Below are 17,007 nucleotides of genomic sequence, written 5' to 3'. Positions count from 1 at the left end.
GGAGCGGGCCCGCCGCACCGTGCTGGAGGAGCGCAGCCGTATCGCCCGGGAGCTGCTCGGCGTCACCCGGGAAGAGGTCGAGGCGGCCGACACCCACGACGAGGGCTGAGCCGGAGCGCTCGCGCCGGACGTGGAAGGGCCCGGCATCCTGGGGGTGCCGGGCCCTTCGCGTACCGCCTGTGCCGTGTCGCGCACGCTACGGCGTCACGTCCGGGTCACTCCGAGGGCGCCCAGTAGTCCGTGAGTGTGGCCCCGCCCGGCTCCAGGCTCTTCCAGGGGCCGTCGAAGGACAGCAGCGCGAAGCCGGCGGCGGGGAAGCCGCGGCGGTTCATCCGGTCGCGGGCGTCGCCCTCGTCCGAGCCGGCCAGGATGTCGGCGAGGCCGTGCACGCCCGGGTTGTGGCCGATCAGGATCACGGTCCTGACGTCGTCCGGGATCTCGTTGAGAACGGCGATCAGCTCGCCGGGCGAGGCCTCGTAGAGCCGCTCCTCGTAGACGGTTTTCGGCCGGTGCGCCAGTTCGTGGACGGCGAGCTTCCAGGTCTCGCGGGTCCGGGTCGCGGTGGAGCACAGGGCCAGGTCGAAGGTGATGCCGGTGTCGGTCAGCTTGCGTCCGGCGACCGCGGCGTCCATGCGGCCCCGCTCGGCGAGGGGGCGCTCATGGTCGGACACCTGTGGCCAGTCGGCTTTCGCATGCCGGAAGAGGGCGATCCTGCGGGGTTCTGCGACGCTCATGGGTCCCAGCTTCGCATGAAAAAGGGCACGTGGCGCAGGGAGTTGACATGCGGATTCGCCGCGGAGGGGGCACCGGGTCAGTGCGCGAGGAGCTGCTGGGCGCGCTCGACGAGGAGGGTGATGGCCGGGCCGTCGCCCGCCGCGTGGGCGTCCGCCGGGTTGAGTATCAGCAGCAGCAGCGCGATGAAGGCGAGCGCGGGCAGGGCGAGGGCCCACCAGGGCAGCCGGATGCCGACGCCGCCCGTGGTCGCCGGGTGGGGCCGGGAGTGGGTGCGGGCCGGCATGATCGCCTCCGTGGGTCTTCGAGCGGGTCCGTGACCGCCTCGCGCGGCCACATCTCGAAGCTACGGAACCGGGGGCCGCCAACCCATCCGGACTTCCACCCAGTTGACCCTGAGCCTTTCCCCCTAGGGGATGGTGGGGACAGCCCCACCATCCGCCGGGAGGGTGGCCGTCACGGGGACGCGAGGGTCGCGATGACGGCGATGATCACGAAGATGGCGAGGAACGAGCCGAAGACGAGCAGCATCTTCTTCTGGCCGTTCTGCGGGTTCGGGTCGAGCACAGGCTGCATGCGCACAGTCTCGCACCCTTCCTCCGCTTCCCCGCCCAGGGGGGTCAGCGCCGCGCCGCCTCGTCCTCCACCGTGCGGTCGCGGCCGGCCAGGAAGCCCACCGCCATCTGGGGCAGCATCAGGCCCGCCATCAGGGCGATCGGCAGGCCCCAGCCGCCGCTGTGCTGGTAGAGCACGCCGACCAGGAGCGGGCCGGGGATGGAGATCAGATAGCCGGTGCTCTGCGCGAACGCGGACAGCTGGGCCACGCCCGGGCCGCTGCGGGCCCGCATGCCGACCATCGTCAGGGCGAGCGGGAAGGCGCAGTTGGAGACGCCGAGCAGCACCGCCCAGGCCCAGGCGCCGCCGGCCGGCGCGAAGTACAGGCCGGCGTATCCGGCGAGCCCGCACACGCCCAGCACCAGCACGATCGGCCCCTGGTGGGGCAGCCGCGTGGCGACCCGCGGAATGACGAAGGCAAGCGGCACGCCCATCACCATGGTGACGGCGAGCAGCACACCCGCGGTGCCCGCCGGGACACCGGCGTCGCGGAAGATCTGCGCCATCCAGCCCATGGTGATGTAGGCAGCGGTGGCCTGGAGGCCGAAGAAGACGGCGAGCGCCCAGGCGGTACGGCTGCGGCTGATCCGCAGCGGGGGCTGCCCCTCCGGGGCCGCGGGCGACCGCCCGGGTTCCTGCGCGGGGGCGGCGCCGCGGTCCCGGACCAGCGGCAGCCAGGGCAGGACGGCCACGGCGGCGACGGCCGCCCAGACGGCGAGTCCGGGCTTCCAGCTGCCGCCCATGGCGTCGGTCAGCGGCACGGTGACCGCCGCCGCGACGGAGGTGCCGAGGGCGAGGGCCATCGAGTACAGGCCGGTCATGGAGCCGACCCGGTCGGGGAACCAGCGCTTGACGATGACCGGCATCAGCACGTTGCTGACGGCGATGCCCATCAGGGCGAGCGCGCTGGCGGCGAGGAATCCGCCGGTGCTCCCGACGTACGGGCGTATCAGCAGGCCCGTGGTGATGGCGGCCATGCCGGCGCAGACCACGGCGGCCGGTCCGAAGCGGCGGGCCAGGTGGGGCGCGGTCACGCCGAAGACCGCGAAGCACAGCGGGGGCACGGAGGTGAGCAGTCCGGCCACGCTGCCGCTCATGCCGAGCCCGCCTCGGACCTCCTCCAGGAGGGCGCCGAGGCTCGTGATGGCCGGGCGGAGGTTGATCGCCGACAGCACGATGCCGACGATCACCAGGCGGATCGCCCACGCGCGCGCGGGTCCCGCGGCGGGGGCCCTCTCGGCCGTGCTCGCCGCGGCGCCCGTACCGCGTTCGGTCGGTGACATCGCCGTACGGGTGTCCACTGTCCGGTTTTCCTCACTAGCCATGAGGCCATCATAGAATCATGGGATGATTGGCTGTACATGCCCGGGGCGCCCGCGTCCCGGCCTCTCGTGCGAAGGTGTGCCATGCCCCTGAGCCACCCGCGCCGTTCGGCGCTGTCCGAGCAGGTCATCGCGGCGCTGCGCAACCAGATCACGTCCGGCGAGTGGCCGGTGGGCGCCCGCATTCCGACCGAGCCGGAGCTGGTCGAGCAGCTCGGTGTCGCCCGCAACACGGTCCGCGAGGCCGTCCGCGCGCTCGCCCACAACGGGCTGCTGGACATCCGGCAGGGCTCCGGCACCTACGTCGTGGCGACGAGCGAACTCGCCGGCGTGATGCACCGCCGGTTCGCCGGCGCGGACCCGCGGCACATCGCCGAACTGCGCGCGACGCTGGAGTCCGCAGCCGCCAAGCTGGCCGCCGTGCGGCGCACCGAGAAGGACCTCAAACAGCTGGACGCGCTGCTCGTGCGGCGCGAGGAGGCCTGGGAGACGGGCGACGCGGAGGCCTTCGTGACGGCCGACGCCACCTTCCACCTGGCGGTGGTGGCCGCCTCCCACAACGACGTCATGACGGCGATGTACGCCGACCTCGGCGAGGTGCTGCGGGACTGGCTGCGCGCGGACGTCGGTGCGGAGCTGACGCCGGAGACGTACATGGACCACACGCTGCTCGTGGACGCGATCCGCACGGGCGACGCCGAGGCGGCGGCGACGGAGGCCGCGAGCTATCCGTTCCAGTGCCGTCCGGGCAGGGTCAGCCCACCTTCTGGTGACTGATCCACACCGAGCGGACCTCCTTCCAGCACCGTCCGGACAGCCGTACGGTCATGGCGGGCCCGGTGTCCACCGGAGCGCTGTCGGTGTCGATGTCCCACCAGCGGGCGCACTCGATGTGCAGGCGGACACGGTCGGTGTCGACATAGGGATTGTGGCAGTGGGCCACCACATGGGAGCCGCGGACGGTCGTCCGGCAGGCGGCGCCGAACAGGCTCGGCGCGGGCGGCTTTCCGTCGCTCACGCGCGCCTGGGGCATCGCGTCGTACGGCAGGGACAGCACCAGGGCGACGGCCACGGTCAGCGGGGCGAGGCTGCGGGACAGGCGCACAAGGGGACCTCCTCGGCCGGGCTGGGGGAGGGACGTGCCAGGTGAACGCGTAATCAGGGTGCGCCGCCCGCACGGCTGGGCGCCCGACCGGTGAGCCGAACGGGTGACGGGCCCGGCACGGGTGCGCCGCCGCCCCCGGACCCGGCACGCACGAGGCCCGCACCCCGGGAAGGGTGCGGGCCTCGTCGCTCGGGCCTCGGCGGTCCCGATCAGGCGCCGACGATCAGGCGCCGATCGCGTGCAGACCGCCGTCCACGTGGACGATCTCGCCGGTGGTCTTCGGGAACCAGTCGCTGAGCAGGGCGACGACACCACGGCCGGCCGGCTCGGGGTCCTTCAGGTCCCACTCCAGCGGGGAGCGGCTGTCCCACACGGAGGCCAGCTCGCTGAAGCCCGGGATGGACTTGGCGGCCATGGAGCCGATCGGGCCGGCCGAGATGAGGTTGCAGCGGATGTTCTGCTTGCCCAGGTCGCGCGCCATGTAGCGGTTGGTGGCCTCGAGGGCGGCCTTGGCCGGGCCCATCCAGTCGTACTGCGGCCACGCGAACTGCGCGTCGAAGGTGAGGCCGACGACCGAGCCGCCGTTCTGCATCAGCGGCAGGCAGGCCATGGTCAGCGACTTCAGCGAGTACGCCGAGACGTGCATGGCGGTGGCCACCGACTCGAACGGCGTGTTGAGGAAGTTGCCGCCGAGCGCGTCCTGCGGCGCGAAGCCGATGGAGTGCACGACACCGTCGAGGCCGCCCAGCTCCTCGCCGACCACGTCGGCCAGCCGGCCGAGGTGCTCGTCGTTGGTGACGTCCAGCTCGATGACCTTGGTCGGCTTCGGCAGCTTCCTGGCGATGCGCTCGGTCAGCGTGGGCCGCGGGAACGCGGTGAGGATGATCTCGGCGCCCTGCTCCTGCGCGAGCTTGGCGGTGTGGAAGGCGATGGAGGACTCCATCAGCACACCGGTGATCAGGACGCGCTTGCCCTCGAGGATTCCGCTCATGGTGATCAGTGACCCATTCCCAGTCCGCCGTCAACGGGGATGACGGCTCCAGTGATGTACGAGGCGTCGTCCGAGGCGAGGAACCGCACCGTCGCGGCGATCTCCTCCGGCTGCGCGTAACGGCCGAGCGGCACCTGCGACACGATGTTCGCGCGCTGCTCGTCGGTGAGCACCTTGGTCATGTCGGTGTCGACGAAGCCGGGCGCGACGACGTTGAAGGTGAGGTTGCGTGAACCCAGCTCACGGGCGAGGGAGCGCGCGAAGCCGACCAGGGCGGCCTTGGAGGCGGCGTAGTTCGCCTGCCCCGCGGAGCCGAGCAGGCCGACCACGGAGGAGATCAGGACGACGCGGCCCTTCTTGGCGCGCAGCATGCCGCGGTTGGCACGCTTGACGACACGGAAGGTGCCGGTGAGGTTGGTGTCGATGACCGAGGTGAAGTCCTCCTCGGACATGCGCAACAGGAGCTGGTCCCTGGTGACGCCGGCGTTGGCGACGAGGACCTCGACCGGACCGTGCTGGTCCTCGATCTCCTTGTAGGCCTGCTCCACCTGCTCCGGGTCCGTTATGTCGCACTTGACGGCGAGGAAACCGGCCGGCGGCTCACCCGAGCGGTACGTGATCGCGACCTTGTCGCCGGCGTCGGCGAAAGCCCGGGCGATGGCGAGGCCGATGCCCCGGTTACCTCCGGTGACGAGAACCGAGCGGCTCAACGGATCACCCTTTCGATAGCGGTCTGCAGATGTCCGACAACCCGCCCGAACACCGGAATGACAGGCGGCTTCCTCGAAAACCTATCGGTACCGCCGCGCCCGTGGGCATTCGGGCACCGACAGTGGCGCGGGACAGTCCCTGTCGGGTCCCTACAGAATCTGCCGGTCCGGAACCGAAAGGGTGTGGTCCCCCGGGGCGCTCGCGCGACATGATCGGGTCGACAGGCCACGACAGCAGGGAGACCTCCGTGCCTCATTCCATCGACGAAGCCTTCACGGCGCTGCCGCTCAGGGCCCTGGCCGACGCCGCGCTGGCCCGCGCGCGTGCGCTCGGGGCCGAGCACGCGGACTTCCGGTTCGAGCGGGTGCGCAGCGCGTCCTGGCGGCTGCGGGACGCCAAGCCCGCGGGATCGTCGGACACCACCGACCTCGGGTACGCGGTCCGGGTCGTGCACGGCGGTACGTGGGGCTTCGCGTCCGGAGTGGATCTGACCATGGACGCGGCGGCGAGGGTCGCCGCGCAGGCCGTCTCCATGGCCCAGCTGTCCGCGCAGGTGATCAAGGCGGCGGGCTCCGACGAGAGGGTGGAACTCGCCGGCGAACCCGTGCACGCCGACAAGACCTGGATCTCCTCGTACGGCATCGACCCGTTCTCGGTGCCCGCCGAGGAGAAGGCGGCGCTGCTGGCGGACTGGAGCGCGCAGCTGCTCGCGGCGAACGGCGTCAACCACGTGGACGCCTCGCTGCTCACCGTGCACGAGAACAAGTTCTACGCCGACACCGCCGGGACCGTGACCACCCAGCAGCGGGTGCGGCTGCATCCGCAGCTGACCGCCGTGTCGGTCGACGAGTCGAGCGGGGAGTTCGACTCCATGCGGACCATCGCCCCGCCCGTGGGGCGCGGCTGGGAGTACCTGACCGGCACCGGCTGGGACTGGGACGCGGAGCTGGAGCAGATCCCGGAGCTGCTCGCCGAGAAGATGCGGGCGCCGAGCGTGGAGCCGGGCCTGTACGACCTGGTCGTCGACCCGTCCAACCTGTGGCTGACCATCCACGAGTCCATCGGGCACGCGACGGAGCTGGACCGGGCGCTGGGCTACGAGGCCGCCTACGCCGGCACCTCCTTCGCCACCTTCGACCAGCTGGGCAAGCTGACGTACGGCTCGGAGCTGATGAACGTCACCGGAGACCGCACCGCCGAGCACGGCCTCGCGACCGTCGGGTACGACGACGAGGGCGTCGAGGCGCAGTCCTGGGACCTGGTGAAGGACGGCACGCTGGTGGGCTACCAGCTGGACCGCAGGATCGCCCGGCTGACCGGGTTCGAGCGGTCCAACGGGTGCGCGTTCGCCGACTCCCCCGCCCATGTGCCGGTGCAGCGCATGGCCAACGTGTCGCTGCGGCCGGACCCCGCCGGGCTGTCCACCGAGGGCCTGATCGGGGGCGTGGACCGGGGCATCTACGTGGTCGGCGACCGGTCCTGGTCGATCGACATGCAGCGGTACAACTTCCAGTTCACCGGGCAGCGCTTCTTCCGGATCGAGAACGGGCGGATCACCGGGCAGCTGAAGGACGTCGCCTACCAGGCCACGACCACCGACTTCTGGGGGTCGATGGCGGCCGTGGGCGGTCCGGGGACCTATGTCCTCGGCGGCGCCTTCAACTGCGGCAAGGCCCAGCCGGGCCAGGTCGCCGCCGTGTCCCACGGCTGCCCTTCGGCACTGTTCCGAGGCGTCAACATCCTCAACACCACGCAGGAGGCCGGCCGATGAGCGCCCGCACGGAGTTCGGCCGGGGGTCCGGGGGTCGTCCCCCGGCGAAGCACAGTCTCGACACCACGCAGGAGGCCGGTCGATGAGCGCCCGTACCAACAAGCCGCACGAGGTCGTCGAGCAGGCCCTCGCGCTGTCCCGGGCCGACGGCTGCGTCGTCATCGCGGACGAGCAGTCCACCGCCAACCTGCGCTGGGCCGGCAACGCGCTCACCACGAACGGTGTGACCCGGGGCCGTACGCTCACGGTGATCGCGACCGTGGACGGCAAGGAGGGCACGGCCTCCGGTGTCGTCTCGCGCTCGGCCGTCACGGCGGACGAGCTGGAGCCGCTGGTCCGCGCCGCCGAGGAGGCCGCGCGCGGGGCCGGGCCCGCCGAGGACGCGCAGCCGCTGGTCACGGACGTGCCGCAGGCGCAGGACTTCACCGACGCGCCCGCCGAGACCTCCTCCGCGGTGTTCGCCGACTTCGCCCCGGCGCTCGGCGAGGCCTTCGCACGCGCGCGTGCGGGCGGCCGGGAGCTGTACGGCTTCGCCAACCACGAGCTGGTGTCGACGTACGTGGGCACGTCCACCGGACTGCGGCTGCGGCACGACCAGCCGACCGGCACGCTGGAGCTGAACGCCAAGTCGCCCGACCGCACGCGCTCGGCCTGGGCCGGCCGCTCCACCCGGGACTTCAAGGACGTCGACCCGGGCGCCCTGGACGCCGAGCTGGCCGTACGCCTGGGCTGGGCCGAGCGGCGCGTGGAGCTGCCCGCGGGCCGCTACGAGACGCTGCTGCCGCCGACCGCCGTCGCGGACCTGCTGATCTACCAGCTGTGGTCGGCGTCGGGCCGGGACGCGGCCGAGGGACGCACGGTGTTCTCCCGGCCGGGCGGCGGCACGCGGATCGGCGAGAAGCTCTCCGAGCTGCCCCTGACCCTGCGCAGCGACCCGAACGAGCCGGGCCTGGAGTGCCCGCCCTTCGTGGTCGCCCACTCCTCGGGCGGCGACCAGTCGGTGTTCGACAACGGCCTGCCGGCGCACGCCACCGACTGGATCGACGAGGGCGTGCTCAGGCATCTGACGACGACCCGGCACAGCGCCGCCCTGACCGGGCTGCCGGTCGCCCCGGCGCTGGGGAACCTGATCCTGGACGGCGGGAACGACCGCTCCCTGGAGCAGATGGTCGCGGACACCGAGCGCGGGCTGTTGCTGACCTGCCTGTGGTACATCCGCGAGGTCGATCCGGCGACGCTGCTGCTCACCGGTCTGACCCGGGACGGCGTCTACCTCGTGGAGAACGGCGAGGTGACCGGGCAGGTGAACAACTTCCGGTTCAACGAGTCGCCGGTGGAGCTGCTGCGGCGGGCCACGGAGGCGGGCCGTACGGAGCGGACGCTGCCGCGGGAGTGGAGCGACTGGTTCACCCGGGCCGCGATGCCCGCGCTGCGGGTCCCCGATTTCAACATGAGTTCTGTCAGCCAGGGCGTATAACCTCGTAGTCGGCTGTCACCCGACCGCCCCAGCATCCCGAGGAGACACGAGAACCGTGACGGACATCGTCGACGAACTGAAGTGGCGGGGGCTCATCGCCCTCTCCACGGACGAGGACGCACTGCGCAAGGCGTTCGCGGACGGTCCTGTCACGTTCTATTGCGGCTTCGACCCGACCGCGCCCAGTCTGCACCTCGGCAACCTGGTGCAGATCCTGACGATGCGCCGCATCCAGCGGGCGGGTCACCGCCCGCTGGGCCTGGTCGGGGGTGCCACCGGTCTGATCGGCGACCCGAAGCCCACCGCGGAGCGCACGCTGAACGCGCCGGAGACCGTCGCCCAGTGGGTGGAGCGGCTGCGCGCGCAGATCGAGCCGCTGCTGGACTTCGAGGGTCCGAACGCCGCGGTGATGGTCAACAACCTGGACTGGACCCAGGGCCTGTCGGCCATCGAGTTCCTGCGGGACATCGGCAAGCACTTCCGGGTCAACAAGATGATCGCGAAGGAGGCCGTCTCCCGGCGGCTCAACTCCGACGCGGGCATCAGCTACACCGAGTTCAGCTACCAGATCCTGCAGGGCATGGACTTCCTGGAGCTGTACCGGCGGTACGGCTGCACCCTGCAGACCGGCGGCAGCGACCAGTGGGGCAACCTCACCTCGGGCACCGACCTGATCCACCGGGTCGAGCCGGACGCCGTGGTGCACGCGCTCGGCACCCCGCTGATCACCAAGGCGGACGGCACCAAGTTCGGCAAGACCGAGTCCGGCACGGTCTGGCTCGACCCCGAGATGACCACGCCGTACGCGTTCTACCAGTTCTGGGTCAACGCCGACGACCGGGACGTCTCGAAGTTCCTGCGCATCTTCAGCTTCCGCTCCCGCGAGGAGATCGAGGAGCTGGAGCGGCAGACGGAGGAGCGTCCGCAGGCCCGGGCGGCGCAGCGCGCGCTCGCCGAGGAGCTGACGACGCTGGTGCACGGCGCCGGGCAGACGGCCGCGGTGATCGCCGCGTCCAAGGCGCTGTTCGGCCAGGGCGAGCTGGCGGAGCTGGACGAGAGGACGCTGGCGGCGGCACTGTCCGAGCTGCCGCACATCCGGGTCGCCGAGCCGGGTCCGGTGGTGGATCTGCTGGCCGAGGTCGGGCTGGTCGCCAGCAAGTCCGCGGCGCGGCGGACCGTGAAGGAGGGCGGGGCCTACGTGAACAACGTGAAGGTCGCCGCCGAGGACTCCGTACCGGCGCGGGAGGATCTGCTGCACGGTCGCTGGCTGGTGCTGCGGCGGGGCAAGAAGAACCTGGCCGCGGTGGAGGTCACCGGCGCATAGCGCCACCGGGGCGTGGGTGGTCCGCGAGACGCGGCTTCGGCCGTGGCTTCTCGCGCGTCCCCCGCGCCCCTTCTTCGTCCTCTCCGTCTTCTCTCTCGGGTCGCTGCCGGCTCAGGCGTGCTGTTTGCGCTTGCCGAGGGTCGCCATGTAGAGGGCGTCGACCACGGCGACGATGATGATCGCGGCCACGAGCTGGAAGATGTGCCGGGACCAGTCGATGCCCCGGGTCGACTCGACGCCGAGGGCACGGGCGACCGCGTTGCCCGCGATGGCGCCGAGGATGCCGCAGATGGTGGTCAGCCAGAGGGGGCTGTGCTGCTTGCCCGGGATGACCGCCTTGGCGATGAGGCCCAGCACGAATCCCACGATGATCGCCCACAACCAGCCCATGGCTGCCTCCTCGTACGGATCGACGTGAGCATCACGGTCAGTCTGGGTCGGTCCGCCGTTCGGCGCATGTCGGGTTCCGCCGTACGCGCGGGGGCCGGCGGCGTTGCCGCAGGCAGGGGACGACCCGGTCTCGTGGGCGGCGCGGCCGCGGCGTAACGTGGAGTTGTTCTGGCACCGGTTCCCCGCCGGGCCCGGACGGGAGTGCGGACCGGGGGGAGAGTCCGATGCGGGCGGATGGTGGATGGTGATGCGGAAACAGCACGGCGGCAACGTCCAGGTGTTCCGGATCACGGGAGCCCGGACGGGACTCGCCGAGGACGTGCGCGGCAGGCAGCGGCGCTATGTCATCTCGATGACGATCCGCACCGTGTCGGTGATCCTCGCGGCCACGTTGTGGAACGTCGAACGGTACTTCGCCATCGTGGCGCTGGTGGCCGGCGCGATCCTGCCCTACATCGCCGTGGTGATCGCGAACGCGGGCCGCGAGAGGCCGCCCTCCCTTCCCTCGACGTTCGTCACCGTGCCCATGCGCCCGATGATCAAGGCGCCCGAGGCCGAGGACGAGCAGGCGGAGACCGAGTCCGGGGACGCGCCGACGAACCCGGCGGCCGGTGTGCACGGTGAAGGGCCCGACCCCGGGTGACCACGGCGGACGTGGTGGAAGCGGAACGCGACCCCCCGTCAAGCTCAAGAAAAGCTCAGATCAATCGTGCTGTTCCGGTGCCGGGCGGTGGGGTCCCCGTGACATACTGCGTACGCGCTCCGCATCCCCCGTCGGAGCGACGGACCGACGCCGGGCAGCTCCCCCCGTGGCTGCTCGGCGTCGCCTTGTTCGGCCCCTTTTTTCGTGAGACGAACCCGAGACGAACCCGTGAGTGACGAGACCCCGATCTGCTCCGCCAAGGGCTGCCGTGCCGCCGCCCTGTGGGTGCTGGCGTGGAACAACCCGAAGATCCACACGCCGGAGCGGCGCAAGACATGGCTCGCGTGCGAGGAGCACCGCGAGCATCTGTCGCAGTTCCTGGGGGTGCGGGGCTTCCTGAAGGACGTCGTGGCGCTGGAGGAGTGGCAGGCGGCCGAGGAGTCCGGGGACGCCTAGGCTGCGACCGGAGTTCACCGGCTCGCGAGCGCCCGGCACGGCGCTAGCCGCCGATCGCCGACATGGGGCGGTCCGGCTGCACGAACGACGGGTCGTCCAGGCCCGCGCCCGCCTTCTTGCCCCACATCGCCAGGCGCCAGATGCGGGCGATCTCCTCGTCGGGTGCGCCGGAGCGCAGGGCCGTGCGCAGGTCGGTCTCCTCGGTGGCGAACAGGCAGGTGCGTATCTGGCCGTCGGCGGTCAGGCGGGTGCGGTCGCAGGCCGCGCAGAACGGGCGGGTGACCGAGGCGATCACGCCGACCCGGTGCGGGCCGCCGTCCACGAGCCAGCGCTCCGCCGGCGCCGAGCCGCGCTCCGCGGCGCCCTCGGGGGTGAGGTCGAAGCGGGTGCGCAGGGAGGCGAGGATGTCCCCGGCGGTGACCATGCCCTCGCGCTTCCAGCCGTGCTGGGCGTCCAGGGGCATCTGCTCGATGAACCGCAGTTCGTAGTCGTTCTCCACGGCCCAGGCCAGCAGGTCGGGGGCCTCGTCCGCATTCAGCCCGGGCATGAGGACCGTGTTGACCTTGACCGGGGTGAGGTCCGCCTCGCCGGCGGCCCGCAGGCCTTCGATGACGTCCTTGTGGCGGTCGCGGCGGGTGAGGGCCTTGAAGACGTCCGGCCGGAGGGTGTCCAGGGAGACGTTGACCCGGTCCAGGCCCGCCGCCTTCAGGGCGGCCGCGGTGCGCCGCAGGCCGATGCCGTTGGTGGTGAGGGACATCTGGGGGCGCGGGGCGAGGTCGGCGACGCGTTCGACGATGCCGACCAGGCCGGGGCGCAGCAGCGGCTCGCCCCCTGTGAAGCGGACTTCCTCGATGCCGAGCAGCCGCACCGCGATGTCGATGAGGCGGACGATCTCGTCGTCCGTCAGCAGGTCGGGCTTGGCCAGCCACTGCAGGCCCTCCTCGGGCATGCAGTACGTGCAGCGCAGGTTGCACCGGTCGGTCAGCGAGACCCTCAGGTCGGTGGCCACTCGGCCATAGGTGTCGACGAGCACGTGGGCCCCCTCCCTCTCCGGATCACTCATTCTGTGTCGGCTGCGAGCCTTCCGTCACCTGTGAGCCTACGTGACAGAACCGACAACGACAGCGGCCTGATCCCACGAGGTACGGCGCGGCCGCGTCGTAGGACCGTACAGTCCTGAACGACGCGGCCGTCCGTACGAACCTCAGTGCGCGCCCGTCCCGGTCAGGGACCGCACCTCCAGTTCGGCGTACTTGCCGGCGTCCGGGACCTCCTTCGACAACAGAGTGCCCACTGCGCCGAGCAGGAAGCCGACCGGGATGGAGATGATCCCGGGGTTCTCCAGCGGGAACCAGTGGAAGTCGACGCCCGGGAACATCGAGGCCGGGCTGCCGGACACCACCGGGGAGAACAGCACCAGGCCGACCGCGGTGACCAGGCCGCCGTAGATCGACCACAGGGCGCCCGTGGTGGTGAACCGCTTCCAGAAGAGGCTGTAGAGGATCGTGGGCAGGTTGGCGGAGGCGGCGACGGCGAAGGCGAGGGCGACCAGGCCGGCCACGTTGAGGTCGCGGGCCATGGCGCCGAGGAGGATCGAGACCGCGCCGATGCCGACGGTCGCCCAGCGGGCCGCGCCGAGCTCCTGTTTCTCGGTGGCCTGTCCCTTCCTGATGACGTTCGCGTAGATGTCGTGGGCGAAGGAGGAGGACGAGGCGAGGGTGAGGCCGGCGACGACCGCGAGGATGGTGGCGAAGGCGACCGCGGAGACGGTGGCGAGCAGGACGGCGCCCCAGTCGGAGTCCACTCCCCCGAGGTGCAGGGCGAGGAGGGGGGCGGCGGTGTTGCCCGCCTTGTTGGAGGCGATGATCTCGGCCGGTTTGATCAGCGCGGCCGCGCCGAAGCCGAGGGCGAGGGTCATCAGGTAGAAGGCGCCGATCAGGCCGATGGCCCAGATGACCGACTTACGGGCCGCCTTCGCGGTCGGCACCGTGTAGAAGCGGATCAGGATGTGCGGCAGGCCGGCGGTGCCGAGGACCAGGGCGATACCGAGCGAGATGAAGTCCAGCTTGGTGGTCCCGGTGGCGCCGTACTTCAGGCCGGGCTCCAGGAACGCCGAGCCCTTGCCGCTGTTGTCGGCGGCCTTGCCGAGCAGGTCCGAGAGGTTGAAGTGGAACTTCAGCAGGACCAGGAAGGTCAGCAGCAGCGCGCCGATGATCAGCAGCACCGCCTTGACCATCTGGACCCAGGTGGTGCCCTTCATGCCGCCGATGGTGACGTACACGATCATCAGGACGCCGACGAGGGCGACGATGCCGATCTTGCCGCCGTCGCTGGTGATGCCGAGCAGGAGGGACACCAGGACGCCCGCGCCGGCCATCTGGGCGAGCAGGTAGAAGATCGACACGACGATCGTGGAGGTTCCGGCGGCGGTGCGGACGGGTCGCTGGCGCATCCGATAGGCGAGCACGTCGCCCATCGTGTAGCGGCCGGAGTTGCGCAGCGGCTCGGCGACCAGGAGCAGGGCGACCAGCCAGGCGACCAGGAAGCCGATGGAGTACAGGAAGCCGTCGTAGCCGAAGAGGGCGATGGCGCCGGCGATGCCGAGGAAGGACGCGGCGGACATGTAGTCGCCGGAGACGGCGAGGCCGTTCTGGAATCCGGTGAACTGGCGGCCGCCGGCGTAGAAGTCGGCGGCGTCCTTGGTCTGGCGGCCCGCCCAGACCGTGATGACGAGGGTCGCGGCGACGAAGACCGCGAACAGGGTGACGATCAGCGTCCGGTGCTGGCTCGCCTCGCCGGCGGCCAGCAGGGTGTGCGCCGCGGGGCTCATGCTCCGCCCTCCATCCGGGACTTGATGGCCTCGGCCCGTGGGTCGAGTTTGGCGGCGGCGTGCCGTGCGTACCACCAGGCGATGAGGAAGGTGGTGAGGAACTGGGCGAGGCCCAGGACCAGGGCCACGTTGACGTTGCCCGCCACCTTCGTGCCCATGAAGCCGCCCGCGTAGTTGGAGAGCAGCACGTACAGCAGGTACCAGGCGACGAAGGCGACGGTCAGCGGGAAGGCGAACGAGCGGTGGGCATGGCGCAGTTCACCGAACTCCGCGCTCTGCTGAACTTCTGTGAACTCCTCGGTGGAGGGAAGTGGGGCCCCCGGTGTCGCGGGGGGCGGTGTCTCGGTGGCCACGGGGTCTCCTCGCGTTTGCGGATGCTATTTCGACCGGGGGCTCGATGGTGCTAGCGCTCCCTGCCGAGGTCCACGGCGCCACGCGAGGACCGGTTCAAGTCCTATGAGTTCTTTCGCAAGCCGTCTTGGCGAGTCATTGCCAAGTCATTGCCGATCACTGGGCCATGGGGTTAGTTTCAGCCTGCACCACCCGCCATGTACCTGCCCGAGCGCCGATCCGTGTCTCGGGCGGTTCTGTATCCGGATGATGTGGAGATCCCATGGCTCATCTGCCTTCCAGACGCCGGCTCGCGCTCGCCGTGCCCCTCGTGCTGTCCCTGACCGCGTCGCTCGGCTTCCTGCCGGCGACGGCCTCGGCGGCGCCCGCCGGGGCCACGGCCGCGCGGGCGGTGGCCGGCCCGGAGTTCGCGTACGTGGTCAACACCCGTACGGACCCCCGCACGATCGAGTCGGTGCGGGAGGAGATCACCCGCAACGGAGGCACCCTCGTGGCCGGTTACGACCGGATCGGCGTGTTCGTCGTCCACTCCGCCGACCCGGACTTCGCTCCGCGGATGCGGGCGGTGCGCGGGGTGGACTCGGCGGGCGCCACGCGGACCGCTGCGCTGAGCCCGGCGGGCACGACGGACGAGGGCTCGGTGCAGGTGCTGTCGAAGGCGGAGGCCGCGCGGCTCGCCCGGAGCGCGGCGCCCGGCGAGGAGCCGATGGAGGCGGACCAGTGGGACCTGCGGGCGATCGGCGCCGACCAGGCCGCGCGGATCAACCCGGGCAGCAGGAACGTGACCGTCGGTGTGATCGACACGGGCGTGGACGACACCCATCCGGACATCGCCCCGAACTTCTCCGCCTCCCAGTCGGCGAACTGCGTGAGCGGCAAGGCGGACACCACGTACGGCGCCTGGCGGCCGGTGGACGCCAACCACTACCACGGCACCCATGTGGCCGGTGAGATAGCCGCGGCCCGCAACGGCATAGGCGTGGCGGGGGTCGCGCCGGGCGTGCGGGTCGCCAGCATCACGGTGGCCCAGCCCGACGCCGGCTCGCTGTTCTACCCGGAGAGCGTGGTCTGCGCCTTCGTGTTCGCCGCCGACCACGGCATCCAGATCACCAACAACAGCTACTACGTTGATCCCTGGCTGTACAACTGCATGGACGACCCCGATCAACGTGCCATCGTTGACGCGGTCAACAGGGCGCAGTCGTACGCACAGCGCAAGGGCACGCTCAACGTGGCCTCGGCGGGCAACTCCAACGACGATCTGGACTCGCACGCCCTCTTGGACGCCTCCAGCCCGGACGACTCGACGGCCCGGACCCGGACGGTCGACCCGCACGAGTGCTTCGACGTGCCGACCCAGTTGCCCGGCGTGGTCACCGTCAGCGCGGTGGGCGTGAAGGGCGTCAAGTCGTACTACTCCAGTTACGGCAAGGGCGTGATCGACGTGGCCGGGCCGGGCGGCGACAAGTACCAGATCCCGGACACGCCGTCGCACAACGGCCGCATCCTGTCCACCCTGCCGAACGACCAGTACGGCTTCCTGCAGGGCACCTCGATGGCCTCCCCGCACGTGGCCGCGGTGGCCGCCCTGCTCAAGTCGGCGCGGCCGAACGCCACTCCGGCCGAGCTGCAGGCCCTGCTGAAGGCCGAGGCGGACAACCCGGGCTGCCCGGCCGAGCCCTACGACGGCAACGGCGACGGGGTCGTGGACGCGACCTGCGTCGGCGGCAAGCGCGTCAACGGCTTCTACGGCTTCGGCGTCGTGAACGCGCTGCGTGCCGTCAAGTAGCCGGTAGCCGTCAAGTAGCCGGTACGGGTGGGCGGTCCGGGCCGGGGCCGCCCACCCGTACGGCGTGATCCGGTCATGAACACCAATCAAGATCCAGCCGCGTGGGAACCCGGGGACGGCTGGTCCCGCGTTTCGTGGCGAGCGCCGTCTACCTCCCGGTGCACGTGCTGGTCTGGCCGGCCCTCTTCGGCTTCTGGTCGACAGGGCGGTCGCCCGCCGGACCGCGCAGGTCGCGCGGCCGAGGCCGGAGGTGCCGCGCAAGGAGGTGCGGCTCCAGTGGCCGCATATTGATTCAATCAATAATGCATAGTGCTGTCATGACAGACATCGCGTTCGCATGGACCGCGCTGGGCGGCGATCCCGCCCTCGTCTCGCGGGTCACGACGGTCGAGCGCCCCGGCGCCCTCGCCGCGCGCCTGCCCGTACGCCCGCTGGCGCGCGCCTGCGCCGGCGCGTGCGCGCTGGCCGCCGCCGAGCTGGGGGCGCGCCGGGCCGGGCTC

General features: G+C 71.2%; 18 protein-coding genes and 1 pseudogene. 8 read left to right on the top strand and 11 right to left on the bottom strand.

Annotated elements, in window-relative coordinates; genetic code table 11:
• Positions 1 to 215 precede the first annotated feature (215 nt).
• From ACWEN3_RS22680 to ACWEN3_RS22665, 4 genes are all read right to left on the bottom strand, one after another.
• Positions 216 to 734: a SixA phosphatase family protein gene (locus ACWEN3_RS22680; protein WP_452973886.1), complete on the bottom strand. Its 519-nt coding sequence runs from the start codon at positions 732 to 734 to the stop codon at positions 216 to 218.
• A gap of 77 nt (positions 735 to 811) precedes the next feature.
• On the bottom strand, positions 812 to 1,018 hold the full coding sequence (locus ACWEN3_RS22675) for a hypothetical protein (protein WP_452973883.1): 207 nt from the start codon (positions 1,016 to 1,018) through the stop codon (positions 812 to 814).
• A gap of 170 nt (positions 1,019 to 1,188) precedes the next feature.
• Positions 1,189 to 1,308 (bottom strand): SGM_5486 family transporter-associated protein, encoded by a 120-nt coding sequence (locus tag ACWEN3_RS22670; protein WP_099054974.1) that lies wholly within the window; start codon positions 1,306 to 1,308, stop codon positions 1,189 to 1,191.
• 44 nt (positions 1,309 to 1,352) lie between these two features.
• Positions 1,353 to 2,630 (bottom strand): CynX/NimT family MFS transporter, encoded by a 1,278-nt coding sequence (locus tag ACWEN3_RS22665; RefSeq protein ID WP_452973888.1) that lies wholly within the window; start codon positions 2,628 to 2,630, stop codon positions 1,353 to 1,355.
• A 123-nt stretch (positions 2,631 to 2,753) separates the two neighbouring features.
• On the opposite strand from ACWEN3_RS22665, the gene ACWEN3_RS22660 reads away from it, so the two are divergent.
• Complete coding sequence (locus ACWEN3_RS22660; protein ID WP_452973880.1) at positions 2,754 to 3,446, top strand: FadR/GntR family transcriptional regulator; 693 nt, start codon at positions 2,754 to 2,756, stop codon at positions 3,444 to 3,446.
• Here ACWEN3_RS22660 and ACWEN3_RS22655 read toward each other — a convergent pair.
• From ACWEN3_RS22655 to fabG, 3 genes are all read right to left on the bottom strand, one after another.
• Positions 3,424 to 3,774 carry a hypothetical protein gene (locus ACWEN3_RS22655; RefSeq protein ID WP_452973877.1) on the bottom strand — a complete coding sequence of 117 codons (351 nt, stop codon included), beginning with the start codon at positions 3,772 to 3,774 and terminating at the stop codon, positions 3,424 to 3,426. The genes ACWEN3_RS22660 and ACWEN3_RS22655 overlap by 23 nt on opposite strands.
• Before the next feature lie 223 nt (positions 3,775 to 3,997).
• Positions 3,998 to 4,765 (bottom strand): enoyl-ACP reductase FabI, encoded by a 768-nt coding sequence (gene fabI, locus ACWEN3_RS22650; protein ID WP_452973874.1) that lies wholly within the window; start codon positions 4,763 to 4,765, stop codon positions 3,998 to 4,000.
• A gap of 5 nt (positions 4,766 to 4,770) precedes the next feature.
• On the bottom strand, positions 4,771 to 5,475 hold the full coding sequence (gene fabG / locus ACWEN3_RS22645; RefSeq protein WP_452973871.1) for a 3-oxoacyl-[acyl-carrier-protein] reductase: 705 nt from the start codon (positions 5,473 to 5,475) through the stop codon (positions 4,771 to 4,773).
• A gap of 248 nt (positions 5,476 to 5,723) precedes the next feature.
• On the opposite strand from fabG, the gene ACWEN3_RS22640 reads away from it, so the two are divergent.
• The 3 genes from ACWEN3_RS22640 to tyrS all read left to right on the top strand — a co-directional run bounded on the left by ACWEN3_RS22640 (position 5,724) and on the right by tyrS (position 10,048).
• Positions 5,724 to 7,247, top strand: coding sequence for a TldD/PmbA family protein (locus ACWEN3_RS22640; RefSeq protein ID WP_452973868.1), 1,524 nt, complete (start codon positions 5,724 to 5,726; stop codon positions 7,245 to 7,247).
• An 82-nt stretch (positions 7,248 to 7,329) separates the two neighbouring features.
• Positions 7,330 to 8,724 (top strand): metallopeptidase TldD-related protein, encoded by a 1,395-nt coding sequence (locus ACWEN3_RS22635; RefSeq protein ID WP_452973865.1) that lies wholly within the window; start codon positions 7,330 to 7,332, stop codon positions 8,722 to 8,724.
• A 55-nt stretch (positions 8,725 to 8,779) separates the two neighbouring features.
• Positions 8,780 to 10,048, top strand: a complete 1,269-nt coding sequence (gene tyrS / locus ACWEN3_RS22630; RefSeq protein ID WP_452973863.1) for a tyrosine--tRNA ligase — start codon at positions 8,780 to 8,782, stop codon at positions 10,046 to 10,048.
• A gap of 111 nt (positions 10,049 to 10,159) precedes the next feature.
• Here tyrS and ACWEN3_RS22625 read toward each other — a convergent pair whose 3' ends face one another.
• A complete protein-coding gene (locus tag ACWEN3_RS22625; protein ID WP_452973861.1) occupies positions 10,160 to 10,438 on the bottom strand; it encodes a GlsB/YeaQ/YmgE family stress response membrane protein in 279 nt (92 codons plus the stop codon).
• A gap of 247 nt (positions 10,439 to 10,685) precedes the next feature.
• Here ACWEN3_RS22625 and ACWEN3_RS22620 point away from each other — a divergent pair, with 247 nt between their 5' ends.
• A complete protein-coding gene (locus ACWEN3_RS22620) occupies positions 10,686 to 11,081 on the top strand; it encodes a DUF3099 domain-containing protein (protein ID WP_452973858.1) in 396 nt (131 codons plus the stop codon).
• Positions 11,082 to 11,309: 228 nt separating this feature from the next.
• Entirely contained in the window at positions 11,310 to 11,537 is a 228-nt protein-coding gene (locus ACWEN3_RS22615; RefSeq protein ID WP_452973855.1) for a hypothetical protein, read from the top strand.
• Between the two features lie 43 nt (positions 11,538 to 11,580).
• Here ACWEN3_RS22615 and moaA read toward each other — a convergent pair whose 3' ends face one another.
• The 3 genes from moaA to ACWEN3_RS22600 all read right to left on the bottom strand — a co-directional run bounded on the left by moaA (position 11,581) and on the right by ACWEN3_RS22600 (position 14,720).
• Positions 11,581 to 12,570 carry a GTP 3',8-cyclase MoaA gene (gene moaA / locus ACWEN3_RS22610; protein ID WP_452973852.1) on the bottom strand — a complete coding sequence of 330 codons (990 nt, stop codon included), beginning with the start codon at positions 12,568 to 12,570 and terminating at the stop codon, positions 11,581 to 11,583.
• A 171-nt stretch (positions 12,571 to 12,741) separates the two neighbouring features.
• Positions 12,742 to 14,367: a solute symporter family protein gene (locus ACWEN3_RS22605; RefSeq protein ID WP_452973850.1), complete on the bottom strand. Its 1,626-nt coding sequence runs from the start codon at positions 14,365 to 14,367 to the stop codon at positions 12,742 to 12,744.
• Positions 14,364 to 14,720, bottom strand: coding sequence for a DUF485 domain-containing protein (locus ACWEN3_RS22600; RefSeq protein ID WP_452973847.1), 357 nt, complete (start codon positions 14,718 to 14,720; stop codon positions 14,364 to 14,366). The genes ACWEN3_RS22605 and ACWEN3_RS22600 overlap by 4 nt, the downstream gene beginning before the upstream one ends.
• Positions 14,721 to 14,980: 260 nt before the next feature.
• On the opposite strand from ACWEN3_RS22600, the gene ACWEN3_RS22595 reads away from it, so the two are divergent.
• Both ACWEN3_RS22595 and ACWEN3_RS22590 read left to right on the top strand, forming a co-directional pair.
• Complete coding sequence (locus ACWEN3_RS22595; RefSeq protein ID WP_452973844.1) at positions 14,981 to 16,507, top strand: S8 family peptidase; 1,527 nt, start codon at positions 14,981 to 14,983, stop codon at positions 16,505 to 16,507.
• A gap of 317 nt (positions 16,508 to 16,824) precedes the next feature.
• Positions 16,825 to 17,007 (top strand): annotated as a pseudogene (locus ACWEN3_RS22590) (CoA transferase); the annotation flags it as partial.

It is taken from the genome of Streptomyces sp. NPDC004561, from assembly GCF_053602155.1.
The sequence above is the reverse complement of the archived record's forward strand: the minus strand, read 5'-3'. Positions and strand labels throughout refer to the sequence as shown.